This window comes from Streptomyces albidicamelliae (assembly GCF_025642175.1).
Taxonomy (GTDB): domain Bacteria; phylum Actinomycetota; class Actinomycetes; order Streptomycetales; family Streptomycetaceae; genus Streptomyces; species Streptomyces albidocamelliae.
Map to the genome: position 1 here is coordinate 7,536,386 of NZ_CP106795.1, position 25,397 is coordinate 7,561,782.

A 25,397-nucleotide genomic window follows, 5' to 3' on the forward strand; every position below is an offset into this window, starting at 1 on the left:
CGACAACTGGCCGCGACCGGTCAGGACTAGAGCACCGGCGGGACCTCCGGCTCCGGGCTGATGTCGCCGTTCAGGTCCATCTCGTAGCGGCCCTGCGTCTTGCCGGCGACCGCCAGGTGCTTGAGCCAGTTCTTCGAGAGGTTCTGGAGGTTCTTGTGCTGGATCTCCCACGGCATGGAGTGACCGGCGCACTTCACCGTGACCAGGATGTTGTGCGGTCCCTGGATGGCGTCGTAGAGCGCGGGGACATGGAAGTCGAGCACCGGGTTGGGGTTGGGCGGGGTGGTGTTGGCCGTCTTGTCGTGCTCGCCGTGCACGATCAGCACGGGCACGCTTCCGCCGAGGACGCCGCCCTGCCCCGCGGTGGTGTTGTTCCAGCCCCACGACACGAAGTTCCGGTACCGGCTGACACCCAACGGACGCCCGTCCTCGATCTTCCCCCAGGTGCGGCCGAGGGGATCGATCTCCATCAGGGCGTCCCACACCACGTCGATCATGTCGTCCTCGCGCTGGTTCGGGCACTTGGCTTCCTTTGCCCAGGCGTCGTCGAGCCCCTTGCGGGTGAGGACGTGGGTGGGGAAGCCGGAGACGGGCAGGGTCGGCGGGGTCGAGGGGCCGAGCGGTGGGAAGATCGGCGCGAGGAGGAACAGACTCTCCACCTTGTTCGGATTGCTGACCGCGTACGGTCCCATCGCGAACGCGGCGGCCGACCAGCCGATGAAGGCGACCTCGGAGACGTGGCGCTCGCTGCGGATGTAGTCGACGACGGTGCCGAGTTCGTCCCGGTCGCTCTGGGAGTTGGTCAGTACGTACGGGTAGCTCGGCGAGCGCGCGCCCATCAGCGGGGGCGTGACAGCGGCCTGCTGCTGGGGATTGACGTTGCACGGGTCCTCCATGCGCGGGCGCGGTGAGAGTCCCGAGCCCTGGAGGTCCATCATGAAGACGTCGTACCCGGCCTGGGCGACGGCCTTGGCCCACCCGTACGAGGTGTGCTGGAGGTCGTAGCCCGCCAGCGCCGGAACGCTCCTGCCGTGCAGCATGAGGACGGCCTTGCGGTTCGCGGGCGGACCGGAGGACGAGCCGTCGTGCTCCCGCACGAAGAGTTCGACCTTCTGGCCGAGCGTCGCGGGGACGGTCGACGTGTGCGGGACCGCGTGGTCGGTGGTGGTGATGGCCATGAGGTGTCCCTTCGCGCCACTCGCCGATGGGCGGTGGCTGAACGCGACTGAAGGGGTGGATCGAGGCAGTGCGCGACCCTGCGGTCGGCGCTTTCGCCGGCCTGGATCGCCTGTGGGCGGGAGAACTCGCCCGATGGGGGCCGTCACCCGCGTGGGGCCGGCTCGTCGGAGCCGGCGACGGTGGTGGGAAACGGCTGCCGGACCTTTCCAGCGACCTCTGGAAAGGCTCTTCAGATCATGTGAGTGAGCGTCAGCGCCATCATCACTCCCACATGGATCACGGGGCAACGAACTGGGGCCCGATGAGAGAGAGGGCGGTAGGCACAGTGGGGCCGTGAGGTCCCTACGTACTCAGCCTGCGGCCGGATGTCACGGCCTGCAACTCGATCAATCACGAGCGTAATTGATTGGTCAACAGAGCATGCGCGGCGTGGCCGTCCTCACCGGTACCGCGGGCCGCCCGGCCCCGCCGTCACGACCACAGGTCCTGGCTCGCGCACACGCGTGCGCCCATGTTCGTCTCCATCATGCGCAGCGCCGCCTCGGCGAGGTCGTCGTGGATGTGTGCCACGGCGTCCCGGGGGACGACCACCTCGAAATGGCGGATGTGGGCGTCGAGCGCGGAGTAGAGCACACACTGCTCGGTCACCTGGCCGCACAGCACCAGCTGCTCGATCCCCCGCTGGTGGAGCAGATACGTCAAGGGGGTCTCGTAGAAGACGGAGTGCCGTGCCTTGAGGACGAACAGCGAGTCGCCGTCGGGCCGCAGGGGCTCGACGAGATCCGCGTGGGGACTCGTCAGGGCGTGCTCCAGCAGTTCGCCGTGGTGCGAGCGCCACTCCCCGAAGTTGTCGTTGACATAGATGACCGTCACCCCGTCGCGCCGCGCGCGGCGCAGCAGATCGGTCAGCACCGGGACGACTTGCCGCGCGGACGGGAGCAGCAGCTCGGCGTCCTGGTGGTCGTAGGTGTTGATCATGTCGATGACGATCAGCGCGGTCTTGCTCATGCTCCCAGGGTTCCACTTCCGGAACGGGCGGGCCTGCGGAGCCCGGTGTGCCCCGCGCCGCCGCCGTGGCGCCCCGGACGGCTGGGAGTACCCGTCGGAACGCCTGTCACGCCGCGCCGTATCCCGAAAGGATGAATGCCCCGGTCGGACGGCGTGTCGCGGGCGCCGGCGAAGCAGGATCCCCGTCGACAGGCGGTGAGCGGGACGGCAGGGGGCGCATGTGGCCAGGCGGCGGTCGGCGTTACGGGACCGGGCACGCTACCGGTTCGACCAGACCCTGGCCCGCAGCACGGGCACCCTCCTCGGCTGGCTGGCGGTGTGCTGTCTGGCCGTGGTCGTGCCGGTCAGCACGGCGCTGGTGTGGATGGATCCCGCGGCACCCCGTTCGCTGTCCGGCCGCCTCACCGCCGTGTGGCGCACCAGCGCGGAGACGCTCCGGCTCGGCGCAGTGACCGGCGCGCCCCTGCGGATGCTCCTCTCCGTCCTGCTCGGCCTGATCGCCCTGCTCTGCGTCTCCACCCTGGTGGGGGTGATCACCACCGGCCTCGGCGACCGCGTCGCGGAGTTGCGCCGGGGCCGCTCCATGGTGCTGGAGAGCGGGCATGTGGTCGTGCTCGGTTGGTCGGACCAGGTGTTCACGATCGTCGGCGAGTTGGCGGCCGCCCACGGCGATCGCGGCCGGCCCACCATCGCCGTACTCGCCGACCGCGATTCGACCGGGATGGAGGGGGAACTGCTGGCCGTCCACGGCGTCCGGGGCCGTGCCCGGCTCGTGTGCCGTACCGGCTCGCCCGCGGACCCCGCCGCGCTGGCCCTGGTCGGCCCGGCCACCGCCGCTTCGGTGCTGGTCCTGCCGGCCGCGGAGGAGAGGCGGACACCGAGGTCGTGCGCGTGCTGCTCGCCCTGCGGGCCCTGACCGGGCCGGAAGGCGGACCGCGGGTGGTGTCCGCCGTACGCGACGGCCGCCGGCTGCCCGCCGCACGGCTCGCGGCCGGAGCGCGCGGCACGGTGCTGGAGACGGACGGCACCACCGCCCGGCTGCTGGTACAGGCCGCGCGGCGCCCGGGACTGACGTCCGCCCTGCGCGACCTCCTCGACTTCGCCGGCGCCGAGTTCCACCTGGCCGACGCCCCGCACCTGGCCGGGCTCACCTTCCGGCAGATCGCCCTGCGCCACGACACGTCCTGTGCCGTCGGATATCTGCGTGCCGACGGCGGTCTTCTGCTCACGCCGCCAGCGGGCGCCGTGCTCACCGCCGGGGACCGGCTGGTCGTGGTCGCCCACGACGACCGGCCCGCGGCGCCCACCGACCACTGCGCGCACGTGGACCCCACGGCGATCAGCGCGGCCACCCCGGCCGCCGACGGGCCCGTGCGCGTCCTGCTGCTGGGCTGGAACCGGCGCGGGCCGCTGATCGCGGATCTGCTACGGCGCGGCGCCCGTCCGGGATCCGTCCTCGACGTGGTCGCCGGCCCGGACAGCGGCCTCCTCCCGGGGCAGCAGGCCGGCGAACCGGACGACGGACGGCTCGCCGTCACGCACCGTCCGGGCGACCCCACGCGCCCCGAAGTCCTGCGCGGCCTGGACCTCTTCGGCTACGACAGTGTCATCGTGCTCGGACCGGACACCTGCCAGGCCGGCGAACGCCCCGACGACCGGGCCCTGTTGACCCTGCTCGCGCTGCGCTCCTCAGAGGAGACGGCCGGCCGGGCGCTGCCCGTGGTCGCCGAACTGCACGACCATCGCACCGAACGTCTGGCTCCGCTCGGCCGGGCCGCGGACACGGTGGTCCGGGGCCGGCTGACGGCGCTGCTCATGGCGCAGCTCACCCATCACCCGTCGCTCGCCCCGGTGTTCGACGAGATCTTCGCCACGCGCGGCGGCGCGCTGGACCTGCGTCCGGCGGGGGAGTACGTCCTGCCCGGCCGGGAGGCGTCCTTCGCGACCGTGGTGGCGGCCGCACTGGACCGGGGCCAGTGCGCGATCGGCTACCACGCGCCGGAACCGCACCCCGCGGACGTCGTGCTCTGCCCCCGCAAGAGCGACCGGCGCGTCTGGTCCGCCGAGGACAGGATCCTGGTGCTGCTCCCGGCCCCCGACGCCTCCGCCACCGCGGACCCGGCAGACAGGGACCTGCCGCACATCCACTCGGGACGACGAAGCGACGACACCCCCGCCGAGGCCCCACCCGCCTGAGGGATGTGTGCCTCGTCTACATGCCGGTGGGCAGGTTCCCGAGAACCTGCGGTGCCGTCGGGATGTAGTGGTTGGCGAGGTCGACGTCCCGGTGGTGGCGGTGGCGATGGGCCTCCGGGGCACCGTACTTCGCGAGACGGCTACGGCCGGAAACGGCGTCCCGGAGGGCGGTCACGGCTCGGCTGAGCGGGTTCGGCATGGGTGTTCCCCCCAGATCTGTGGTCGGGCCCTGTGCGGTCGGCCTTATGTGCTCCTGCCAGGGAGAATCCACCACCCATCGAGGCGACCGCAGCTGTCTTGAGGGGATCTTGAGCCTGGGCGTCCGACTGGCTCGGCCGGGCGTGCTGCGCTGAATCCTTGACCTCGATGCCCGGGATGTCCCGGAAGGGGTGTGCGAGGCGTGGGAGCGGGTAGTCGCGCCGTCCGAGCACGTCAAGGAGGAGGAAACCATGAAGTTCACGCGACGGATCGCGATCGTCGGCGCCTCCGCGGCGATGGCCGCGGGCGCGATGGCGATCGGCGGCGGTCCCGCGGCCGCGGCCACTCCTCACACCCCCGGGCACCACCCCGTCACGGCCGGCGCCGAGCAGCCGTCCGCCGGGCGCCGCCATGACGCGCGGCAGCCCACGGACCCGTGGATCGAGGACCAGCTGGCGACCTTCCACCCGTCGTCCGCCAAGCGGCTCGCGGTGTTCGACCCCTGGGTCAAGGACCAGCTCGCCCGGTTCGGCACCACCACGAAGTGAGGCGACCGGGCCGGGCCGCCCACCCGGGCCGGTGAGCAGCGGCCGTACACGGACCGTAGCCGTCCGGCCGCTCCCGCACCGACTTGCGGGCGCCCGCCCGGCCGGTAGCGTCGACAGGTGGTGGGGGCCCCGCACGAGGGAGCGATCCGATGGGCCTGAAGCGCTGGCTCGACGCCTGGCCGGTGTACCGGCAGCTGACCGGCACGGATCCGCTGGGCCGCGGCAAGGCGGTGCAGTCGGCCCGCTCCTCGGCCCTGGGCTCCCGGACCGAGACCGCCGACCGGATGGTGCACTCGGTGTGCCCGTACTGCGCGGTGGGCTGCGCCCAGCGGGTGTACGTCAAGGACGAGAAGATCATCCAGATCGAGGGCAACCCGGACAGCCCCATCTCCCGAGGCCGGCTGTGTCCCAAGGGGTCCGCCAGCAAGCAGCTGGTCACCGGCCCGCAGCGCGAGCAGCGCGTCCTGTACCGGGCGCCGTACGGCACCGACTGGCAGGAGCTGGACCTGGACACGGCCATGGACATGGTCGCCGACCGGGTGCTGGACGCCCGCCGCAGGGGCTGGCAGGAGACCGACGCGGACGGCAGGACCCTGCGGCGGACCATGGGCTTCGCCGGTCTGGGCGGGGCGACGCTGGACAACGAGGAGAACTACCTCATCAAGAAGTTGTTCACCGCTCTCGGGGCCCTGCAGATCGAGAACCAGGCCCGTATTTGACACTCCGCCACGGTTCCCGGTCTGGGAGCCTCGCTCGGCCGTGGCGGCGCCACGGACTACCAGCAGGACCTGGTCAACGCCGACTGCATCGTCATCATGGGCTCCAACATGGCCGAGGCCCATCCGGTCGGGTTCCAGTGGGTCATCGAGGCCAAGGCGCGCGGCGCCAAGGTCATCCACATCGACCCGCGCTTCACCCGAACCAGCGCGCACGCGGACCAGCACGTCACCATCCGGGCCGGCACGGACATCGCGTTCCTGGGCGGCGTGATCAACCACATCCTCACCCACGACCTGGACTTCCGGGACTATGTGCGGGCGTACACCAACGCGCCCTCCCTGGTGGACGAGAGTTTCCAGGACACCGAGGATCTGGACGGGCTGTTCAGCGGCTACGAACCGCACACCGCGGCGTACGACCCGTCGAGCTGGTCGTACGCGAGCGTCCGCGCCCGGGAGCGGCCGGGCCACCACGCCAAGGAGACCTCCGAGCCCTACCAGCACGGCGCCCGGGGCCCGCTCGTCGAGGAGGCCGAGGGCGGGATCGAGTCCGATCCCACGCTGGAACACCCCCGGTGCGTGTTCCAGGTGCTCAAGCGGCACTTCGCGCGCTACACCCCGGAGATGGTCGAGCGGATCTGCGGAGTCCCGCGGGAGCTGTTCCTCGACGTGTGCCGGGCCTGGACGGAGAACTCCGGCCGGGAGCGGACCACCGCGCTGGTGTACAGCGTCGGCTGGACCCAGCACTCCGTCGGTGCCCAGTACATCCGGGCCGGATCGATCGTCCAGCTGCTGCTGGGCAACATCGGGCGTCCGGGCGGCGGCATCTACGCCCTGCGCGGCCACGCCAGCATCCAGGGCTCCACGGACGTGCCCACCCTGTTCAACCTGCTCCCGGGCTACCTGCCGATGCCGAGCGTCACCCACCGGAACCTGGCCGGCTATCTCGACACCGTGCGCGGCACGGGCCAGAAAGGGTTCTGGGGTGACGCCGACGCCTACATGATCTCGCTGCTCAAGGAGTACTGGGGCGACGCGGCGACCGCCGGGAACGACTACTGCTTCGGCTACCTGCCCCGCGTCAACGGCGACCACGGCACCTACCGCACCGTGATGGACATGGTCGACGGGAAGGTGTTCGGCTACTTCCTGCTCGGGCAGAACCCCGCCGTCGGCTCGGCGCACGGCCGGCTGCAGCGCCTGGGCATGGCCAACCTCGACTGGCTCGTCGTCCGCGACCTCACCATGATCGAGAGCGCGACCTTCTGGAAGGACGCGCCGGAGATCGAGACCGGGGAGATCGTCACCGAGCGCTGCCGCACGGAGGTCTTCTTCTTCCCGGCCTCGTCGCACGTGGAGAAGGCCGGCACCTTCACCCAGACGCAGCGGATGCTCCAGTGGCGCGACCAGGCCGTGGAGCCCGTCGGCGACCGGCGCTCCGAGCTGTGGTTCTTCCACCGGCTCGGCCGCCTGCTGAAGGAGCGCCTCGCGGGCTCGGCCGACGAACGCGACCGCCCCGTCCTCGACCTCGCCTGGGACTACGACATGGAGGGCGACGAGCCGTCCCCGTCGGACGTACTGCGCCACATCAACGGCATCGACCTGCGCACCGGCCGCACCGTCGACAGCTATCTCGACCTGCGGGACGACGGCAGCACGGCGTGCGGCTGCTGGATCTACAGCGGGGTGTACGCGGGCGAGACCAACCAGGCGCGCCGCCGCACCCCCCGCTCCGAGACGGGACCGTACGACGCCGAATGGGGCTGGACCTGGCCGCTCAACCGCCGGGTGCTGTACAACCGCGCCTCCGCCGACCCGGACGGGCGCCCCTGGAGCGAACGGAAGAAGCTGATCTGGTGGGACGAGGGGGCCGGGGAGTGGACCGGTCACGACACCCCCGACTTCGAGCGGACCAAATCGCCGCACTACCGGCCGCCGGAGGGCGCGTCCGGCCCGGCGGCGCTGAGCGGCGAGGACGCGTTCATCATGATGAGCGACGGCAAGGCATGGCTGTACGCGCCGGCCGGACTCGCCGACGGGCCGCTGCCCACGCACTACGAGCCGCACGAGTCGCCGATGCGCAACCTGCTCTACGGCCAGCAGGGCAACCCGGTGCGCAAGGTCTACGGACGCCCCGACAACCCGTCCAACCCGGCACCGCCGGAGGCCCACTCCCAGGTGTTCCCGTACGTCTTCACGGCGGCCCGGCTGACCGAGCACCACACGGCGGGCGCCATGAGCCGACAGCTGCCGTACCTGGCGGAGTTGCAGCCGGCACTGTTCGTGGAGGTGTCCCCGGAGCTCGCGCGGGAGCGCGGACTCAGGCACCTCGACTGGGCCCATGTGATCACCAGCAGGACCGCGGTCGACGCGCGGGTGGTGGTCACCGACCGGATGGCACCGCTGCGGATCGACGGCCGCGTGGTCCACCAGGTCTGGATGCCCTACCACTGGGGCTCGACGGGCCTGACGTCCGGGGACGTGGTCAACGACCTGATCGGCGTGGTCGCCGACCCCAATGTCTTCATCCAGGAGAGCAAGGTGCTGACCTGCGACGTACGGCCCGGGCCGCGCCCGCGCGGCCCCGACCTGCTCGCGTACGTGGCGGACTACCGCCGCCGGGCCGGCATCACCCCTCGGACCGGCACGCGGATCGCGACGGCGGACGGCCGCGCCGAGTACACGCACACCGAGACGGACGAACCGCCGGAGGCGCCGTCATGACCCCGGACAACAGCTTCTACGGTCCGTTGGAGGACCCCGCCGAGAACGCCGGCCACGCCGACCACCCGCCGCGCATGGGCTTCTTCACGGACACCTCCGTGTGCATCGGCTGCAAGGCGTGCGAGGTGGCGTGCAAGGAGTGGAACGACGTCCCCGAGGACGGCATCGACCTGCTGGGCATGTCCTTCGACAACACCGGGATGCTGGGCGCGAGTTCCTGGCGGCACGTGGCGTTCGTCGAGCAGCAGCGCCCGCTGGGCCGCCAGGACGCGGGCCTCACCGACCTGCCCGTGGGCCCGTCCGGCACGGAGGACACCGAGGAAGTGGTCGCGGACGCCCTGGAGTTCGCCAGACGCGGCGGCGCGGACCTCGGCACGGCCCCGGTGGACCTGGGCTTCCCCTCCTTCGAACTGCCCGGCGCCGGCACGGGAGCGGAGGCGCGCACGGAGTTCCGCTGGCTGATGTCCTCGGACGTGTGCAAGCACTGCACCCACGCGGGCTGCCTCGACGTGTGCCCCACCGGGGCGCTGTTCCGCACCGAGTTCGGCACCGTGGTGGTGCAGCCCGACATCTGCAACGGCTGCGGCTACTGCGTCTCCGGCTGCCCCTACGGCGTCATCGACCGGCGGCCGGACGACGGACGGGCCTGGAAGTGCACCATGTGCTACGACCGGCTGAAGGACGGCCTGGAACCGGCGTGCGCCAAGGCCTGCCCGACCGACTCCATCCAGTTCGGTCCGCTGGACGAGCTGCGGGAGCGGGCCGACCGGCGGGTGGCGGCCCTGCACGAGGCGGGCGTGCCCGAGGCCCGGCTCTACGGCCGCGATCCCGAGGACGGGGTGGGCGGCGACGGCGCCTTCTTCCTGCTCCTCGACGAACCCGAGGTGTACGGCTTCCCACCCGACCCGGTGGTGCCGACCCGCGACCTCCCGTCGATCTGGAAGCACGTGGGCGTGGCCGCGTCGGCGCTGCTGGCCGCCTCCGCGGCCGTCTTCGCCCGCGGGCCGCGGCGATGACCGGGGACGGGGCGATGAGTGGAGGCGGGGCGATGAGCGGCGACGGGGCGCTCCGGCACGGGCGGCCGGACGGCCACCGGCCCGGCCGGGACGACGACGGCAGCCGCGAGCGGTCGATGGTGCCGAAGGCCGAGTTCCGCTCCTACTACGGGCGTCCGGTCCTCAAGCCGCCCGTGTGGGAGTGGAAGATCCCCGCCTACCTCTTCACCGGCGGACTGTCCGCCGGAGCCGCCCTGCTCGCGGCCGGCGCGGACCTCACCGAGCGCCCCGAACTGCGCCGGGCAGGCCGGGTCGGCGGTTTCGCCGCCCTGCTGGCGAGCATGTACCTGCTCGTCGCGGACCTGGGCCGGCCCGAGCGCTTCCACCACATGTTGCGGGTCGCCAAGCCGAGTTCGCCGATGTCCGTCGGCACCTGGGTCCTCGTCGCGTACGGACCGGGCAGCGCCCTGGCGGCGACGGCGGAGTTGCTGCCGGCCGGTGCCCGGGCCACGCTGCCCGGACGGCTGCTGGGCCTGACGGCACGCCCGGCGGGACTGTCGGCGGCCCTGCTGGCGCCCGGCGTGGCCTCGTACACGGCGGCACTGCTCTCGCAGACGGCGGTCCCCGCATGGCACGAGGCGCACAAGGAACTGCCGTTCGTCTTCACCGGCAGCGCCGCGGCCAGTGGGGCCGGGCTGGGCATGCTGCTGGCCCCGGTCGCGGAGGCCGGTCCGGCGCGGCGGCTCGGCGTCGTGGGCGCGGCGGCCGAGATCGTCGCCTCCCGCCTCGTCGACCGGCGTCCCGGACTGGTGACGCAGGCGTACACGAGCGGCCGCCCGCACCGCCTCCGCAAGGCGTCCGAGTACCTGACGCTGGGCGGCGCCCTGACGGCCCTGACCCTCGCCCGGCGCAGTCGCACGGCTGCCGCGGCGGGCGGTCTTGCCCTGCTGGCGGGCAGCGTGCTCCAGCGTTTCGGCACCTTCGAGGCGGGAGTGGTGTCCACGAAGGACCCCGCGTACGTGGTCCGGCCGCAGCGCGAGCGGCTGCGGGCGCGCGAGGAGGACGCGGGCGGGGCGGGCCCCGGCCCGTCGTGACGGCTCCGGCCGCCGGGCCCCCTGGGGTGGTCGCCAGAAGGCGGAGTCCCGCCCCGGTACCTCCGTCACCCGGCGTCCGGAAAACGTGTCCGCCGTACGGCCTCCTCGTCGGCCTTCCGCCGTGCCGGCAGGGGCGTTGTGCTCCCGCGTCTCTGCGAGCCGGCTCCAGGGCCGGAACTCGTCCGCGGACGGGGAGAGCCCCGGGCAGGCGAGCCGGTGCGGAATCCGGCACGTGGTCCCGGCCGGCGGTTCGTCCGGGCCGTCGTTCCACGCGACGCCGTTGCCGTCGACATGCCGGCGGTGCACGCCCGGCGCGAGGTGGGCGGGCACGGGCGGTGCGGGTCGGCCCCGGCGAGCCCGTATGCGGGACAGACCGGGGGTCGGGCGGTTCCGGTCCGGTGGCGCCGTCGCGAGCCGCCTGGGCACGGTCGGCGGCCTCCCACGGCCGCGGGGAGCCGACGGCCGGCTCGCGGAATCCGTCCGGTCCCGGCACGGAGAACGGGACGATGCTGTCGGTCTCGCCCATACGGTCGAGCGTGCGGGCTCCGGTCCGGTGCGCACAGGGCGCATCCGGGGAGCACGGCGGCGCTGCGGTACCGGACGGTTCCGCGGCGCCTGGCGGCGCCTCAGCCGTCGACTCCGCCGCCGCGTGCGGGCGGATTCCTGCGGGCCGCACGGTAGGCGGCGATGAGCGCCGTGAGCTGCCGGTTGTAGCCCTCGGCTTCCTGGAGGGCCGCGTCCGGCAGCGGGTCGTCGGCAGGGTAGCCGAGCGCGGGGTGCCCGGCGATGTGCCCGCAGAGGGCGTCCAGATGGTCGAGGAGGGCCGCGCGGCGGGCCTGCTCGGGTGTCAGCGACCGCAGCCAGGCGAGCCTTGCCACGACCGCCTCGGGACGTGGCGGCAGGGTGTGCCGGATGCTGTCGGCCCGCTGGGCGAGGGTGTTCCACACCGGCAGGCGGAGCACCTCGACCAGCGTGTCGGGGGCGGCTTCCACGGTGGTGGGCGTCATGTGTCCACAGTCGCAGGGGGCACTGACAACGCGGCTCGCGCCCCTCGCGGAGGTCAGCCGTCCGGGGTGCGCCCGATGGTGCAGCCGGACCAGCGGACGAGGGTGCGGCCGGGTGAACCGGACGAAGGCGTGGCCGGCCGGGACCGGTCCTGGGCCGGTTCCGGACCGGGTTCTTCCGTGAGTTTCCCAGTACCGCAAGTAACATGATCACCTTGTCTCCGGTTGCACCAGTCAGTCAACTCGGCGCCGCTGTTCCGACGCGCCACGTCCGGAGATCACCATGTCCTCTGTCGAAGACGCGCTCGAGAACGCGCGCCTCACCTACGAGCAGCACATGCGGACCTGCCGCCAGTGCCATGCCGACGCCGCGCCCTGTGCCGTGTCCAAGCATCTTCTGCGGCTCTACAACATCGCCCGCAGGGACCGGATGCGTGCCCTGGGACGGCAGGCCCCCACGGCCTGACCCGACCTGCGTCGGTCCCACTGGCCGCCGGCTTTTCGGCGGTCGTGATCCGGGAACCCGGCCGGCCGTCCCGTCCCCCGTGACACAGGAGGCCATCGTGACCGACCCGCGCGCCGACCGGCCGAACCCGGTCACCCAGTACGCCCGCCCCGACTTCCCCTCCCAGGACCAGCCGCACCCGGGCTGGACCGGCCCGATGGACCCACCGCCCGACCACGGGGAGGAGTCCTACCGCGGTGCCGGCCGTCTCGACGGGCGTAAGACCGTGATCACGGGAGGGGACTCGGGCATCGGCCGGGCGGTGGCGCTCGCCTTCGCCCGGGAGGGCGCCGACGTGCTGTTCACCCATCTTCCGGAGGAGCAGGACGAGGCCCGCGAGACGTCCCGGCTGGTCGAGGACGCCGGCCGCAAGGCGGTCGCCGTGGGCTGCGACATCCGCGACGAGGACAACTGCCGCGCGCTGATCGACCGGGCGGTGGCCGAGTTCGGCCGCATCGACGTCCTCGTCAACAACGCCGCCTACCAGATGGCCCAGCCGGACGGCATCGAAGCCATCAGCACCGAGCAGTTCGACCGGGTGCTGCGGACGAACCTGTACGGCATGTTCTGGCTGACCAAGTTCGCCCTGCCGCACATGCCTTCCGGCGGCTGTGTCATCAACTCCGCGTCCGTCCAGGCGTACAAGCCGAGCCCGCACCTGCTGGACTACGCGATGACCAAGGGCGCCATCGTCACCTTCACCCAGGGACTGGCGCAGATGGCCGCCGAACGCGGCATCCGGGTCAACGCGGTCGCACCCGGACCGGTGTGGACGCCGCTCATCCCGTCGACGCTGCCGGACACCCGGGAGTTCGGCAAGCAGAGCCCGCTCGGCCGGCCGGCGCAGCCCGCGGAACTGGCCCCGGCCTACGTCTACCTGGCCTCTCCGCAGGCCGGCTACGTCACCGCGGAGATCCTCAACGTGACGGGTGGCACGCCGCTGCCCTGACGTCGTCCCACGACCTGGTGCGTGGCCTTCTCCTCATCACCCGGTGCGCGGCGGATCGTTGAGGAGTTCCAGCAGCCACTGCGCGCTCTGTCCGGCTCCGGGAGCCACGCCGGAGGGATCGGGGAACATGCGGCCCCAGGACGCGGCGCGGCCCAGCGCGCTCAGCCGCCAGGCGGTCCCGACGGCGTGGCGAAGCTCGGCCGCGGTGCGGCCGCTCCCGGTCCAGGGCTCCAGATAGGCGTCGACCAGCCGGGGCAGCACCCCCGGCCCGTACCGGTCGACGGCTCGCTCGGCCGGTATCCGCAGGCTGCAGAACGGGTGGGAGACGGTCGCGTCGCCCCAGTCGAAGAAGGTGAAGCGGCCCGGCGCCGGGCAGAACAGCTGGCCGTCGTGCAGGTCGGCGTGGTCGAGCGTGTCCCCTATGCCGAGGGCGGCGAGTTCGGCGGACCACTCGGCGACGCGCGGCCGGAGCGCGTCGAGGCGCGCGCGTTCGTCCGGGGCCAGCGCGGAGGCACCGTCGAGCAGCCTGCCGAACACCTCGGAAAGGTCACGTGTCCGGGCGGACGGTACGCCCAGCCGCTCGATCTCCCGGGCGTGGGGCACCAGGTCGTGCTGCATGCGCGCGTACCGGCCGAGCAAACTCTCCCAGACCCGGGGGTCCACGGGCTCCCGGGCGAGCAGGTCGCGGAACAGTTCGCCCCCGTCGGGCAGCAGGGTCCAGCCGCGCCCGACGTCGACGGCCAGCGGCTTCAGCACGTCCTCGGGGACCCAGCGGGCCAGCGCGGCCGTCAGCGGGCCCTCGAACGCGGCGGCCGGCGGACTCGCCTTGAACCAGACCGCGCTCCGCCCCTCGACGGGCACGCGCACCAGCACCGACCACGGCCGCAGCCGCACCCGAAGCCCGCCGGTCCCGCGCAGGCCGTGCGCCGCGAGGCCGTTCTCCACCCAGGCGAGGGCGGAGGCGCGCCAGGTCTCCCGCTCCCAGGGAGTCACCGCGTCCGGGTAAGCGCCACGGTCCAGGATCATCGACTGTGCTTGCAGCATCGCGCCATTGCAGCAGCCCGACCGACCGCGGGACCACTGATTTGTGTCCTTCTGTGGGCATCGAGGGGAGCGCCCCGGGTTCAGCGCACCGGGAAGCCGAAGGAATACCCCTGCTGCTTCAGCCAGGGCAGCAGGGTGCGCAGGGCGGCCACGGTCTGTGAGCGGTCGCCGCCCGCGTCGTGGAAGAGGATCGTCGGCCCGTTGGTCAGTTCGGTCTTGACGGTGGTGACGATGGCGTCGGTGCCCGGCCGCTCGAAGTCCTTCGAGTCCACGTTCCAGCCCAGCGGCCGCATCCCGCGCCCGGCCGCGAGGTGCCGGCTGTACGGGGTGAAGGCACCGCCGGGGGCGCGGTAGTACATCGGCCGCACACCACCGGACGCCTTGGTGATCTGCTGTTCGGCCTTCAGTATCTGCTGCTTCTGGTACGCCTGGGACTTGGTGTCCATCGTGGTGTCGTGCGACACCGTGTGGTCGCACAGCCGGTGCCCGGCCGCGACCACCTTCCTGACCATGTCCGGATGGGCCTCGGCCTGGGTGCCGACCATGCAGAACGTCGCCTTCACACCGTTCTCGCGCAGCAGTTGGAGCACCTGCGGCGTCCACTGCGGGTCCGGGCCGTCGTCGATGGTGATGTTGACCGCGTGCGCGCCCTTGTCCGAGGAGTGGGCGATGACAGGGGAGACCGCCGCCGGCTTCGACGCGGCGGGCCGCGCCCCCGCGCTCGTCCCGGACCCGCCGCCCGTCTGCCCGGCCTGCGCGGTCCACACCGAGGTGGCGGCGGCCACCGCGGTGACCCCGACCGCCGCCGCTGCCACCCGGCCGTACCATCCCCGCCCGCCACCATGCCGCGCCATGTCCGCCCCGCCCCTGTGCCGTGTCCGTCGGTTCATTCCCGTGCATCAGTCAGGACGGGCAGAAGGGAACTGGGGATCCCGCTGTTACAGATCACGGACAATTCCGCGGCGCTTCCGCGAAGAACCCCGGGCGGAGCCCGGTCCATCGCGGCCGAGCGCCGCCAACACGCCGAGCCGGATGCTCCGTTGAGGGAGGATCCCGGTCCGCCGGCCGCCCGTCGAAGGGCGGCTCGAAGCCCCGGCCTGCCGGGAGCGGGGACCGGCCCGCCGTACGGCAGCACGCGCCGGCGCGGGCTTCGCCGCCATCGGGGTACCCCGTGACGTACACGAGCGACGACGGCACGGGCCCGAGGGACGGAGTGATCCCGATGTCACCAGCAGCGCGGACGTACGACACGGCCGGCGGGCCGCCGCGCCCGGAGGCCCTGACGAGGATCATGCTCAGGCCGCTGGCCAGCAGTCTGCCGCTGGGCTTCTTCGCCTTCGGTACCGGCAGCGTCCTGCTGAGCGCCACGCAGCTGCACTGGGTGCCCCTGGACCAGACCCGGCCGCTGATGCTCCTGGTGCTGGTGTTCGTGGTCCCCCTGCAGCTGCTGGCCGGGATCTTCGCGTTCCTGGCCCGCGACGGCGGGGCGGCCACCGCTCTCTCCGTGCTCGGCTGCACCTGGGCGGGAACCGCGCTGGTCACCCTGTCGGGGCCGCCGGGGCAGCGCAGTCCGGCGATGGCGGTGTTCCTGCTGAGCGTGGCCCCGCTGATGCTGGTCCTCTGCGTCGCCGCGCTCCGCGGCAAACCGCTGTTCGGTGTGCTGCTGCTGATCGGGGCCGGCCGCTTCGTCCTGACCGGCGTGTACGACGCGGGCGGCGGGGCCGTCCTGCTGGCCGCGGCCGGCTGGACCGGCGTGGCGCTCGCGTCGTTCGCCCTGTACGGCGGCCTGGCCCTCCTGCTGGAGGACGGCGCCCAGCGGACCGTCCTCCCGCTGGGCCGCCGAGGCAGGGCCCGCACCTCCCTCCAGGGCGACCTGGGCCACCAGCTCGACCAGGCGGAACGGGAGGCCGGGGTGCGCCGGCAGCTGTGAGCACACGCGGAGGTCGCCCGGCCCCGCCCCCGGGACGCACGGGGCAGCACGCCGTACCCGGAAAACCGGGCGCGAGGGCACGCCCCGGCGTGCCAGGCTGACCGGTCGGCGGGACCCGGCCCCCGGCCCGGGACCGTCCGTCCGCGCAAGGTCGACCCAGGAGCGTCCGATGACGACACCGCCCCGACTGCTTCCCCTGCTGGCCCAGTTCGACTTCGCGCGCGAGCGGCTGGTCGGCCGGCTGAGCGGGCCCGTCATGGACAGCGGTGACGGCACCGGCACCCGGGTCGAACCGGTGACCGACGACGAGTACCTCTGGGAACCCGTGCCCGGCTGCTGGTCGGTGCGGCGGCGTGCGGACGGACCGGGTCAGCGGGCGTCCTTCCTGGCCGGCGGCGGTACGTGGGGACGCGACGCCGCCCCCTACCCGCACCCCTGGCCGCCGCCGGTCACCACCATCGCCTGGCGGCTCAGCCACCTCACCGAGATGCTGGCCCTGCGCGCCGACCACACCAGCGGCAGCCGCTCGGCGACCCGGGACGGGCATCCCGTCAACGGGGACGCCGCCGGTGCCGTCGCGGCTTTCGAGGCGGCCGCCGACGCCTGGCGGCGGGCGCTGCTGAGCGTCGACGACACCGCGCTGGACACCGTCGGCCACTGCACCTACCCGTACGGCAGCGACGTCGAGGAACCCTTTCTGGACATCGTGTGGTGGGTCAACCAGGAGCTGCTGCACCACGGAGCGGAGATCGCCCTGCTCCGCGACCTCCACCGGGCGCGCGGGCGGGGCTGACGGACCCGGCCGGTGTCACGCCCCGTCCCGTGCCGCCCGCACGACGGCCGCTGCCGCCGTGGCCGCCGCGAGCACCGGTGCGGTGCTGCGCGTGGCGCGCCCGAGCATGAAGGCACCCTCCAGCAGGGCGATGACCGAGCTCGCCGTGTCCCGGGCGGCCTGCTCGGGGACGCCCCCTCGGGCGTAGTAGTCGGCGAGGTGGTCGATCCAGCTGCCGAAGACGTCGGCGGTGGCCTGCCGTAGCGGTTCGCTCGTGCTCGCCACCTCCAGGGCGACGGTCGCGATGGGGCACGGATCGGCGAAGTCCAGCTCGGCGAGGGTGCCGGCCGCCGCGGTGAACGCCGCCTCGGTGGCCGCGACCCGGTCCGCGTACGGTGCCGTCAGCTCGGCGATGAGCTCCAGGTAGACGGCGCCCGACGTGCGGATCACCTCCTCGCCCAGCTGGGCCTTCCCGCCGGGGAAGAAGTGGTAGATCGACCCGAAGGGGGCACTGGCCGCCCCGGCGATCTGCTTCATGCCCGTGCCGGTGTACCCCGTGCGCCGGAACAGCTCGGTGCCGGCGGTCACGATGCGCTGCCGGGTCTCATGGGTGCCGGCGGCCTTGCCGTCGCTCAAGGGGGACACCTCCGCGGAGCCACTGTCGCCGTAGGGCGGTCGGCGCTTATTCTGTCACTAGAACGATCTATCAAGTGCCATCCGGGCAGCGAACCGGGATCGGGGGCGGGCGTGCCGGAGATCGAGCTGAGCGCGGGAACGATCGACTACGAGGACACCGGAGGAGACGGCCCGGTGGTGGTCCTGGCCCACGGCCTCGGCTTCGACGAGTCGGTGTGGGCCGACGTCGTCGCCGAACTGCGGTCCGATTTCCGCGTGTTGGTGCCCGTCCTGCCGATCGGCAGTCATCGCCGCCCGATGCGCCCCGACGCCGACCTCTCCGCGCACGGCGTCGCCCGGCTGCTCGCCGAGTTCATGGACCGGCTGGAGCTGAACGACGTCACCCTCGTCCAGAACGACGCCGGCACCGCCCAACTCCTGGTCGGCGTACGGGACGAGCGCGTCGCGCGGCTGGTCCTCACCTCCTGCGAGGCACTGGACAACTATCCGCCGGGTCTCCAGGGGCGGCTCCTGTGCGCGGCCGGCCGGGTCCCCGGCGGGCTCTTCCTCCTCGTCCAGTCCTTCCGGTTCCCGTTCCTGGCGCGCATGGAGACCTCGCTCGGCGGCATGGCGAAGCGGCCGCTGCCGAAGGAGCTGATCGCTCGCTGGTACCGCCCGCTGCTGACCAGCCGTCATATCCGGCGCGACCTGGCCAGGTTCCTCCGCTCGACGCGGAAGGGCTGCTATCTGGAGGCGGCGGGCAACCTCCGGGCGTTCACCAGGCCCGCCCTGGTCGCCTGGGGTGCGGAGGACCGCATGATGCCGCCCGCCACCGGCCGCCGGCTGGCCGCGCTCCTGCCCGACTCCCGCTACGTGGAGATCCCGGACGCGCGCACACTGGTCCAGCTGGACAATCCCGCCGCCCTCACGGCGGAGATCCGGCGCTTCGTCGAGGAGCATCCGCTGCTGGGCGAGGGCGGTGGGCGGGACGGGGGCGGCGAGGAGTGAGACCGGCAGCGCGCCGGACGCCTCGGGAACGGCGGCCGGCCCGGGAGTCGTCCGGGCTCGCGCGCGCGGGGGCTCGGGGGCTCGGGGGTGTCGGGTCGGGTCCGGTCAGGGGCGGGGCGGGTTGCCGCGCGGGCTCAGCGTGGCGTTCGGCAGCACGGGCGCGGGCAGCCGCTCACCGGGGTAGCCGTGCACGGCGCCGAAGCGTTCGGTGGCCTTCTCCCAGTCCTCCCGCGCCTCGACGATGTCGTCGTGCGTGCGGCCGATGAAGTTCCACCACATCACGATCTCCTCGCCGAACGGCGGCCCGCCGAGCAGGACCACGCGGGCCGGGCCGTCGGATGCGTTGGCGAGGTCGAGGGTGCCGCAGCCGTCGGGGACGTAGCCGAGCTCGGCGGGGCGCAGCGGGGTGCCGCCCACGCGGACGTCTCCCTCGTCCACGAGCACGCCGTGCTCGAAGCCGGCGTCGACCGCCAGCGTGAGGGTGGCGTGCGGCTCCAGGACGATCTCGGCGCCGAGCAGCGGGGTGAAGGTGCGCACCGGCGAGACCGCACCGGCCAGGGAGCCCAGGAACACCCGCAGTACGGCGCCGTCGAGACGCACCGGCTCGGGCACATGGTGCTGGAAGTCCCGGGCGGTGTGCCGGTGCTCCTCGGGCAGCGCCACCCACAGTTGCACGCCGTGCAGCACGGTCGTGCGGGGTGTGGACACCTCGGTGTGGGCGATGCCGTGGCCGCCGGTCATCAGGTTCAGCTCGCCGGGGCGTACGAGGGCGTGGCTGCCCAGGCTGTCCCGGTGCTCGATCTCTCCACTGAACAGCCAGCTCACCGTCTGCAGTCCGGTGTGCGGGTGCGGGGCGACGTCCATGCCGCCGCTGTGGGCGACGTCGTCGGGGCCGTAGTGGTCGGCGAAGCACCAGGCGCCGATCAGTGTGCGGGCCCGCTGCGGCAGCGTACGGCGCACCGTCATCGCGCGGGGGCCGCCGAGCGGCACGTCCCGCGGCGTGAGTACCTCGACCGGCGCCTCGGCGCCCGTCCGGTCCCGCTCGGCGGGGGAGCCGCACAGCATCTCGGCGGGCCTCGTCTCGGTGTTGCTCATTCGAGCCCACCTCCCATCCATGATAGTTTTAGATTCAACAATTATCGCGAGCATAACCCTTGCCCCGGCTCCGCGCATCCGCTTGCGCGGGGAGCCGGCCACGGCACCCGGAGGAGTCCAGGTTGACCAGTCCCGTCCCGGCCGGCGCCACCCGGCGGATCTACATCGACAAGCAGAGCCCCAAGGCGTATCACGCGCTGGTGCAGACGTCCGAGGCGGTCCGTGCGACCGCCGCCGAGGCCGGGCTGGACCGCGCCCTGGTGGAGCTGGTCAACCTCCGCGTCTCGCAGATCAACGGGTGCGCCTACTGCCTGCACGTGCACACCCGTGCCGCGCTGCGGGCGGGCGAGACCCCGCAGCGTCTCGGGGTGCTCGCCGCCTGGCGGGACACCGAGGTGTTCACGCCCGCCGAGCGGGCCGCCCTCGCCCTGGCCGAGGCGACGACCGCCGCCGCCGACGGAACCGCGCAGGACGCCGCGTACGCGGCCGCGCGCGACGTGCTCACCGACGACCAGATAGCAGCGGTGATCTGGGTGGCGGTCACCATCAACGCGTTCAACCGCGTCTCGATCATGAGCCGGCATCCGGTCCGCCCGGAGGGATGACGGGCCCGTCGCCCCACGGCTGCGGACCGACCGTGCCGTCATCTCCCGGACGGGGGCGGGCCGGGCGGTCGCCTCAGGCGCGCAGGAACTCCGCCCAGCCGCCCTCCGGTTTCTGGCCGACCTCCAGGGTGCGCAGTCGTGCGAGGACACGCGGGTTCTGGGCGTCGAGCCAGTCGACCAACTGGCGGAACGACACCAGGCGTACGTCCGGACGGAGGGCGATCTGCCGGAGCGCCTCCTCGGCCGCGTCCATGTAGATGCCGCCGTTCCACTGCTCGAAGTGGCTGCCGATGAACAGCGGCGCCCGGTTGGTCTCGTACGCCCGGTCGAACCCCGCCAGGTAGGACTGGGTCGCCTGGGCGCGCCAGTACGGGTAGTTGTACGAGGGTGCGCGCGTCGTGCTCTTGGACTGGTTGGCCAGCACGTTGTAGTCCATGGACAGCACCTCGAAGGAGTGCCCGGGGAACGGGATGCTCTGCAGGGGGAAGTCCCAGACCCCTTCCCGCTTCCTCGGCCACAGCTGCATCCCGCCCGGCGACGAGGCGTCGTAGCGCCAGCCCAGCTCGCGCGCGGCGGGCAGCAGGTTCTCCTGGCCGAGCAGGCACGGGGTGCGGCCGCCGATCAGTTCCCTGTCGTAGTCGAAGGGCAGCGGCGGCAGCTCGTGCCAGCCGGTGTGCGTGCGCCAGGACTTGACGAAGGACCTCGCCTGCTCGATCTCCGAACGCCACTGCCCCGGGCTCCAGTTCGCCACCGATCCGGGACCCTCGCAGAAGTGCCCGTTGAAGTGCGTGCCGATCTCGTGGCCGTCGAGCCAGGCCTCACGCACGTACCTGAGCGTGTCCTTGACGTGTGCGTCGGTCAGGTACCCGATGTCCGAGGCGCCCGCCGGGTTGTTCGGCGGCCGGTACAGCCGTTTCTTCTCCTCCGGCAGCAGGTAGAGCCCGGACAGGAAGAACGTCATGTGCGCCCGGTGGGTCCGGGCGAGTTCCAGGAAGCGGGGGAACAGACCCGTGCCGATCTCGCCGGCGCCGTCCCAGGAGAACACCACGAACTGCGGTGGGGTCTCGCCGGGTTCGAGGGCGACGGGCGGGTCCGGCTGGTGCGGCTGCGGGCCGGTGTACGAGGTCGAGCCGTCCCCGATCAGCCGGGTCGCCGCCCCGGGGCCGCCCGCTCCCGCCGGGGAGTCGCCCGGTCCTCCGCAGCCGGCCCACGCCGCGGAGGCCACGCCGAGTCCCGCACCGAGGCCGAGGCGTGCCAGGCCCCGGCGGCTGATTCCACTCATCGCCATCCCAACCCGCGTCCGCTGCGGACGCGTTGTGCACCCCCGGCCGGTGGCCCCCTCATCGGGAACAATAAGGGCGATAAGCGTATGAATCGGATGATTGGGTCCGGCGTGGCGTGGCGAACTCCGGGCAGGCGGCCGGTGCCGGTGCCGGCGCGACCACGGGCGCGGGCGTCGGGTCAGCGGAACGCCGCGACGTTGCGGGCCGCCCAGGCGGCGAAGGGGGTGGCGGGGCGGCCCAGCAGGCGCTCCACGTCCCCGCTCACGGCCTGCTCCTGCGGGGTGGGCTCGCCCAGGACGGCCAGCGTGCCCTCGGCGACGGCGGGAGGCATGACGCGGAGCAGCTGGGCGTACGCCTCCTCGCGGCTCTGCTCGACGAACGTCACCGGTTCCCCGAGCGCGTCGGCCAGGGCGGCGGCACGCCGGCGCGGGGTGAGGGGCTCCGGGCCGGTCAGGGTGTAGGTGGCCGTGGCGTGACCGTCCTCGCGGAGTACGGTCGCGGCGACCGAGGCCACGTCGGCCGGGTCGACGAACGGCAGGGCCACGTCGGCGAAGGGCGCGGGCGCGACGCGCTCCCGGCGGACGGGTTCGGCCCAGGCGAGCGCGTTCGAGGCCATCCCGCCCGAGCGCAGGATCGTGAAGGGCAGCCCCGAACGGGCCACCGCCGCCTCGAAGCGCACGGCGTGCGCGTACGCACGTGGCCGGGTGCCGGCGCCCTGCGAGGACAGCAGCACCACCTTCCCGACCCCGGCCGCGGCGGCCTCGCGCAGTATCCCGTCGGGGTCGTCGCCCGCCACCAGCAGGAACAGCGCCTCGGCTCCTTCCAGGGCGGGCGCGAGGCTTTCCGGCTGCGCGAGATCGACGGCGACGGCCCGCACGCCCGGCGGAACGTCCTCCGGTGCGATCCGCCGGGCGCCTGCGGTCACCGTCCCGCCCGCGGCGATCAGTTCGGCGACCAGCGCCCGGCCGACGTTTCCCGTGGCACCCGTGACAGTGATCATGACGGTCCTCCCGTATAAGTTAGTTGGCTGACTAAGTAGTGAGGGTAGAGCCTGCCGAGGATGGGTGTCTATGGTTAGTCAGGTGACTGACTCGAAAACTCCGGCGGAGACCGAGGCGCGGCCGGGCCGGTCCGGCCGTGGCGGCAAGCGCGAGGCCCTGGTGCGGGCGGCCGTACGGGTCTTCCACGAGCAGGGCGTGGAGAAGACCACGCTCGGCGACATCGCCCGCACGGCCGAGGTCCCGCTCGGCAACGTCTACTACTACTTCAAGACCAAGGACCAGCTGGTCGAGGCCGCCGTGGACGCCCATTGCCAGCAGCTCGACGCGCTCACGGCCCGACTGGACGAGCTACCCGATCCGGCCGCCAGGCTGAAGGCCCTGGTCGCCGGCTGGGTCGACCAGCGTGAGACAGCGGCACGGTTCGGCTGCCCCTTCGGCACCCTCGCCACCGAACTCGACAAGCGGGACGACGGGCTCGACCTGGCCGCCGCCAGGGTCATGCGGGCACTGATCGACTGGGTGGAGTCCCAGTTCGCCCGGCTCGGCCGAGCCGACGCCGCCGCACTGGCCGTCGAACTCGTCGCGGCCTACCAGGGCATGTCGGTCCTCACCAACACCCTGCGCGACCCCGGCCTGATGGCGGCCCAGGGGGACCGGCTGCAGTCCTGGATCGACGGGATCGCGGGCGGGTAGGGCGGCGGTCGAAGGGTCGCGGCCGATCGAGAGGCGTGCCGCACTCCGGCCGGAGCACTCCACGTCGCTCACGTGGCCATGTGGCGCTCCTCCGCCGGGGCCGGCAGCACCACGATGCGCTGGACGGCCCTGCTCAGCACCAGGACGCCCGCGACGATCAGCAGCGCGCCGCAGGCCTCCGGCACGAGCCACCAGCCGGTGCGGATCCGCTCGTCGAACAGGACGATGCCCAGGGTCAGGCTGACCACCGCGTCGCCGATGGTCAGCGCCGGCTGGGCGGCCGCGAGGGGACCGGCCTGGAGGGCGTTCTCCAGCAGGAGCACGGAGGCGACGCCGGCCAGTGCGAAGCCGTACGTCTGCCAGGACCGCAGGAACGCCGTGAAGCCCTGGTCGGCGAAGGTGCCGCTGGCCGATTTCAGGAGGGCGGCGGTCAGGGCGTTGCCGATGGCGGAGGCGGCCGCCAGCAGTGCCGCGCGCCGCGCGGGCGGGCGCCCTCGTCCGGCGAAGAGCACGGCGGCCGCCATCGCGCCCACACACAGGCACAGGGCCGGGATCCAGCGGACGAGCGGCGCGCTGTCGGTCGCGCCGTGCGGCGCGGCCGCGACGAGCAGGACGGCGAGGCCCGCCACGCAGCCGCCGACACCCCACCAGCCCGAGCGGGGGAGGCGCCGGTGCATCAGCGGGGCGGCGACGAGCAGGGCGAACGGCAGCTCCAGGATGAACAGCGGCTGCACCAGCGCCAGGGGGCCGTTGACCAGGGCCAGGCTCTGGAAGAGCGCGGCGCAGACGACCCCGGCCATGCCGATCACCCAGAAGGGCCGGTGCACCAGCTCCATGAGCAGCCGCAGACCGCCGCGGCTGCTGGCCGAGGCCGCCTTCCGCTGGAAGGCGGTGCCCACGGCGTTGCTCGCCGCTCCCGCGACGGCGAACGCCGCGGCCAGTTCGATCACGACGGTCTCCTGCCTGCCGGCGGACCTCCCGGGGAAGGCTCGGGCCTCTTCAGCGTACGAAAGGCGGCGCCGCCGCGCCGGGTCCCGCGGTGCCTGGAGGGCCGCGCGGCCGTGCCGCGACGAGCGGTCCGGCCGAATCCGGGGTACCTGCCCGACGAGGCGCCGGGGCGAGGGACGAGGAGGAGCGCATGACGCAGGCGGTCCGCGAGATCATGACCTGCAATCCGATCACGGTGACGCCGGAGACCCCGGTCTGCGAGGTCGCCGTCCGCATGCGCGACGAGGACATCGGCGCGGTCCTCGTCTGTGCGGGCGACCGGCTGCGCGGGCTGGTCACCGACCGGGACCTGACCGTGCGCATCCTCGCCGACTGCGGGGACGTCACCGGACGCACGGTGGCCGAGGCGTGCAGCAGCGAACTGGTCACCGTCGCGCCGGACGACGACGTGGACCGCGCCGTGCAGCTCATGCGCGGCAAGGCGCTGCGCCGGCTGCCGGTGGTCGAGGACGGCAGGGTGGTCGGCATCGTCGCCCTGGGCGACGTGGCCCTGGAGTACGACCCCGAGTCCACGCTGGGCCACATCAGCGCGGCCGTACCCACGCGCTGACACCCGGCCGGCACGAGCCGTACCCGGGAGCGGCGGGCCTGCCCGCAGGGCGACCGGGGCCGCGGTGGGCGCCCGGACGGCTTCGGGTCACGGTGCCGGGCTTGCGGTGCTCCGGTCCGCCGTCCGCAGGGCCGTGTCCGCCTGACGCACCCGCCACTCCTCCACCGTGTCCTGCTGGCGCCGGGCCCGTTCGAGGAGGTTGTCGAGAAGCCCGGGGTCCAGGCGGTCGTCCGTCGCGGTCAGCCGGCGCAGGGTCTGCCAGCCGGCCGCCTTGCCCTCCACAGCCATGCGCAGCGCCTCCAGTTCCAGCAGGGTGCTCAGCGGCGAGCGCCGTACCAGGCGGCCGTTGGACTTGAGCCGGCCCGCGCGTTCGGCCGCCCAGCCCGCCCAGACCTTGTAACGGCGCACGGGGACGTCCAGATCGCGCATGATGCCGAGCAGCGCCGCCCGGTCCTCCCTGATCTCGGCGGCGACGGGAGCCACGGCGCGGCCCAGGGCGGATCCGCGGGTGGCGCGCGCCAGATGGGCGGCCCGCTCGGTGCCCGCGGTGGCGCCGGCCAGGTGGTCGTTGAGATAGATGCCGAGCAGCTTCGCGGCGGTGCCGCCGGCCGACTCGGACGCGAGCGTGCGGTCGCTCGACGGTCCGTTCATGACAGGTCTCCTTGGTGGGGAGG

Annotated in this window: 24 protein-coding genes and 2 pseudogenes; 13 read left to right on the plus strand and 13 right to left on the minus strand. The window is 73.1% G+C overall.

The annotated features are described in order from the left end of the window. Positions 1 to 26: 26 nt before the first annotated feature. Both N8I86_RS34165 and N8I86_RS34170 read right to left on the minus strand, forming a co-directional pair. Entirely contained in the window at positions 27 to 1,178 is a 1,152-nt protein-coding gene (locus tag N8I86_RS34165; protein ID WP_263279552.1) for an alpha/beta hydrolase, read from the minus strand. 472 nt (positions 1,179 to 1,650) lie between these two features. Next, positions 1,651 to 2,187 carry a cysteine hydrolase family protein gene (locus N8I86_RS34170; protein WP_263279553.1) on the minus strand — a complete coding sequence of 179 codons (537 nt, stop codon included), beginning with the start codon at positions 2,185 to 2,187 and terminating at the stop codon, positions 1,651 to 1,653. Positions 2,188 to 2,407: 220 nt separating this feature from the next. Here N8I86_RS34170 and N8I86_RS34175 point away from each other — a divergent pair. Then, a pseudogene (locus N8I86_RS34175) lies at positions 2,408 to 4,383 on the plus strand (CASTOR/POLLUX-related putative ion channel). 16 nt (positions 4,384 to 4,399) lie between these two features. Here the strand turns inward: N8I86_RS34175 and N8I86_RS34180 are convergent. Then, positions 4,400 to 4,582 (minus strand): hypothetical protein, encoded by a 183-nt coding sequence (locus N8I86_RS34180; RefSeq protein WP_263279554.1) that lies wholly within the window; start codon positions 4,580 to 4,582, stop codon positions 4,400 to 4,402. A gap of 250 nt (positions 4,583 to 4,832) precedes the next feature. On the opposite strand from N8I86_RS34180, the gene N8I86_RS34185 reads away from it, so the two are divergent. The 4 genes from N8I86_RS34185 to nrfD all read left to right on the plus strand — a co-directional run bounded on the left by N8I86_RS34185 (position 4,833) and on the right by nrfD (position 10,661). Beyond that, positions 4,833 to 5,129: a hypothetical protein gene (locus N8I86_RS34185; RefSeq protein WP_263279555.1), complete on the plus strand. Its 297-nt coding sequence runs from the start codon at positions 4,833 to 4,835 to the stop codon at positions 5,127 to 5,129. A 149-nt stretch (positions 5,130 to 5,278) separates the two neighbouring features. Then, on the plus strand, positions 5,279 to 8,572 hold the full coding sequence (gene fdh / locus N8I86_RS34190) for a formate dehydrogenase (RefSeq protein WP_263279556.1): 3,294 nt from the start codon (positions 5,279 to 5,281) through the stop codon (positions 8,570 to 8,572). After that, complete coding sequence (locus N8I86_RS34195; RefSeq protein WP_263279557.1) at positions 8,569 to 9,588, plus strand: 4Fe-4S dicluster domain-containing protein; 1,020 nt, start codon at positions 8,569 to 8,571, stop codon at positions 9,586 to 9,588. The genes fdh and N8I86_RS34195 overlap by 4 nt, the downstream gene beginning before the upstream one ends. Positions 9,589 to 9,620: 32 nt before the next feature. Then, positions 9,621 to 10,661, plus strand: coding sequence for an NrfD/PsrC family molybdoenzyme membrane anchor subunit (gene nrfD / locus N8I86_RS34200; RefSeq protein ID WP_263279558.1), 1,041 nt, complete (start codon positions 9,621 to 9,623; stop codon positions 10,659 to 10,661). Between the two features lie 192 nt (positions 10,662 to 10,853). On the opposite strand, the pseudogene N8I86_RS39485 reads toward nrfD, so the two are convergent. Both N8I86_RS39485 and N8I86_RS34205 read right to left on the minus strand, forming a co-directional pair. After that, a pseudogene (locus N8I86_RS39485) lies at positions 10,854 to 11,231 on the minus strand (DUF6083 domain-containing protein); the annotation flags it as partial. 56 nt (positions 11,232 to 11,287) lie between these two features. Next, the gene (locus N8I86_RS34205; RefSeq protein WP_123440717.1) at positions 11,288 to 11,668 is read right to left on the minus strand and encodes a hypothetical protein; all 381 of its coding nucleotides are present in this window, start codon (positions 11,666 to 11,668) and stop codon (positions 11,288 to 11,290) included. Positions 11,669 to 11,948: 280 nt separating this feature from the next. Between N8I86_RS34205 and N8I86_RS34210 the strand changes: the two genes are divergently transcribed. Both N8I86_RS34210 and N8I86_RS34215 read left to right on the plus strand, forming a co-directional pair. Next, complete coding sequence (locus N8I86_RS34210) at positions 11,949 to 12,131, plus strand: hypothetical protein (protein ID WP_073890719.1); 183 nt, start codon at positions 11,949 to 11,951, stop codon at positions 12,129 to 12,131. Between the two features lie 97 nt (positions 12,132 to 12,228). Continuing rightward, positions 12,229 to 13,119, plus strand: a complete 891-nt coding sequence (locus tag N8I86_RS34215) for an SDR family oxidoreductase (protein WP_073890717.1) — start codon at positions 12,229 to 12,231, stop codon at positions 13,117 to 13,119. Between the two features lie 36 nt (positions 13,120 to 13,155). Here the strand turns inward: N8I86_RS34215 and N8I86_RS34220 are convergent, their stop codons facing one another. Further along, on the minus strand, positions 13,156 to 14,163 hold the full coding sequence (locus N8I86_RS34220) for an aminoglycoside phosphotransferase family protein (protein ID WP_263279559.1): 1,008 nt from the start codon (positions 14,161 to 14,163) through the stop codon (positions 13,156 to 13,158). An 80-nt stretch (positions 14,164 to 14,243) separates the two neighbouring features. After that, positions 14,244 to 15,017, minus strand: coding sequence for a polysaccharide deacetylase family protein (locus N8I86_RS34225; protein WP_073890716.1), 774 nt, complete (start codon positions 15,015 to 15,017; stop codon positions 14,244 to 14,246). A gap of 368 nt (positions 15,018 to 15,385) precedes the next feature. On the opposite strand from N8I86_RS34225, the gene N8I86_RS34230 reads away from it, so the two are divergent. Beyond that, positions 15,386 to 16,093 (plus strand): GPR1/FUN34/YaaH family transporter, encoded by a 708-nt coding sequence (locus tag N8I86_RS34230; RefSeq protein ID WP_263279560.1) that lies wholly within the window; start codon positions 15,386 to 15,388, stop codon positions 16,091 to 16,093. A 169-nt stretch (positions 16,094 to 16,262) separates the two neighbouring features. After that, entirely contained in the window at positions 16,263 to 16,886 is a 624-nt protein-coding gene (locus tag N8I86_RS34235) for a DinB family protein (protein WP_263279561.1), read from the plus strand. A 15-nt stretch (positions 16,887 to 16,901) separates the two neighbouring features. On the opposite strand, the gene N8I86_RS34240 is transcribed toward N8I86_RS34235, so the two are convergent. Beyond that, complete coding sequence (locus N8I86_RS34240; protein ID WP_263279562.1) at positions 16,902 to 17,501, minus strand: TetR/AcrR family transcriptional regulator; 600 nt, start codon at positions 17,499 to 17,501, stop codon at positions 16,902 to 16,904. A 111-nt stretch (positions 17,502 to 17,612) separates the two neighbouring features. On the opposite strand from N8I86_RS34240, the gene N8I86_RS34245 reads away from it, so the two are divergent. Next, the gene (locus N8I86_RS34245) at positions 17,613 to 18,488 is read left to right on the plus strand and encodes an alpha/beta fold hydrolase (protein ID WP_263279563.1); all 876 of its coding nucleotides are present in this window, start codon (positions 17,613 to 17,615) and stop codon (positions 18,486 to 18,488) included. 105 nt (positions 18,489 to 18,593) lie between these two features. Here N8I86_RS34245 and N8I86_RS34250 read toward each other — a convergent pair whose 3' ends face one another. Continuing rightward, entirely contained in the window at positions 18,594 to 19,583 is a 990-nt protein-coding gene (locus N8I86_RS34250) for a pirin family protein (RefSeq protein WP_073890708.1), read from the minus strand. A gap of 122 nt (positions 19,584 to 19,705) precedes the next feature. Here N8I86_RS34250 and N8I86_RS34255 point away from each other — a divergent pair, with 122 nt between their 5' ends. Continuing rightward, positions 19,706 to 20,188, plus strand: coding sequence for a carboxymuconolactone decarboxylase family protein (locus tag N8I86_RS34255; RefSeq protein WP_073890707.1), 483 nt, complete (start codon positions 19,706 to 19,708; stop codon positions 20,186 to 20,188). A gap of 73 nt (positions 20,189 to 20,261) precedes the next feature. Here the strand turns inward: N8I86_RS34255 and N8I86_RS34260 are convergent, their stop codons facing one another. Beyond that, positions 20,262 to 21,470: a polysaccharide deacetylase family protein gene (locus N8I86_RS34260; protein ID WP_263279564.1), complete on the minus strand. Its 1,209-nt coding sequence runs from the start codon at positions 21,468 to 21,470 to the stop codon at positions 20,262 to 20,264. 179 nt (positions 21,471 to 21,649) lie between these two features. After that, on the minus strand, positions 21,650 to 22,471 hold the full coding sequence (locus N8I86_RS34265; RefSeq protein WP_263279565.1) for an NAD(P)H-binding protein: 822 nt from the start codon (positions 22,469 to 22,471) through the stop codon (positions 21,650 to 21,652). Positions 22,472 to 22,553: 82 nt separating this feature from the next. Here N8I86_RS34265 and N8I86_RS34270 point away from each other — a divergent pair, with 82 nt between their 5' ends. Beyond that, complete coding sequence (locus N8I86_RS34270; RefSeq protein WP_382986300.1) at positions 22,554 to 23,165, plus strand: TetR/AcrR family transcriptional regulator; 612 nt, start codon at positions 22,554 to 22,556, stop codon at positions 23,163 to 23,165. 68 nt (positions 23,166 to 23,233) lie between these two features. Here the strand turns inward: N8I86_RS34270 and N8I86_RS34275 are convergent, their stop codons facing one another. Then, on the minus strand, positions 23,234 to 24,115 hold the full coding sequence (locus tag N8I86_RS34275; RefSeq protein ID WP_263279566.1) for a DMT family transporter: 882 nt from the start codon (positions 24,113 to 24,115) through the stop codon (positions 23,234 to 23,236). A gap of 188 nt (positions 24,116 to 24,303) precedes the next feature. On the opposite strand from N8I86_RS34275, the gene N8I86_RS34280 reads away from it, so the two are divergent. Then, complete coding sequence (locus N8I86_RS34280; RefSeq protein WP_073890702.1) at positions 24,304 to 24,723, plus strand: CBS domain-containing protein; 420 nt, start codon at positions 24,304 to 24,306, stop codon at positions 24,721 to 24,723. Between the two features lie 87 nt (positions 24,724 to 24,810). Here the strand turns inward: N8I86_RS34280 and N8I86_RS34285 are convergent, their stop codons facing one another. Beyond that, complete coding sequence (locus tag N8I86_RS34285) at positions 24,811 to 25,374, minus strand: hypothetical protein (RefSeq protein ID WP_073892000.1); 564 nt, start codon at positions 25,372 to 25,374, stop codon at positions 24,811 to 24,813. Positions 25,375 to 25,397: the final 23 nt, after the last annotated feature.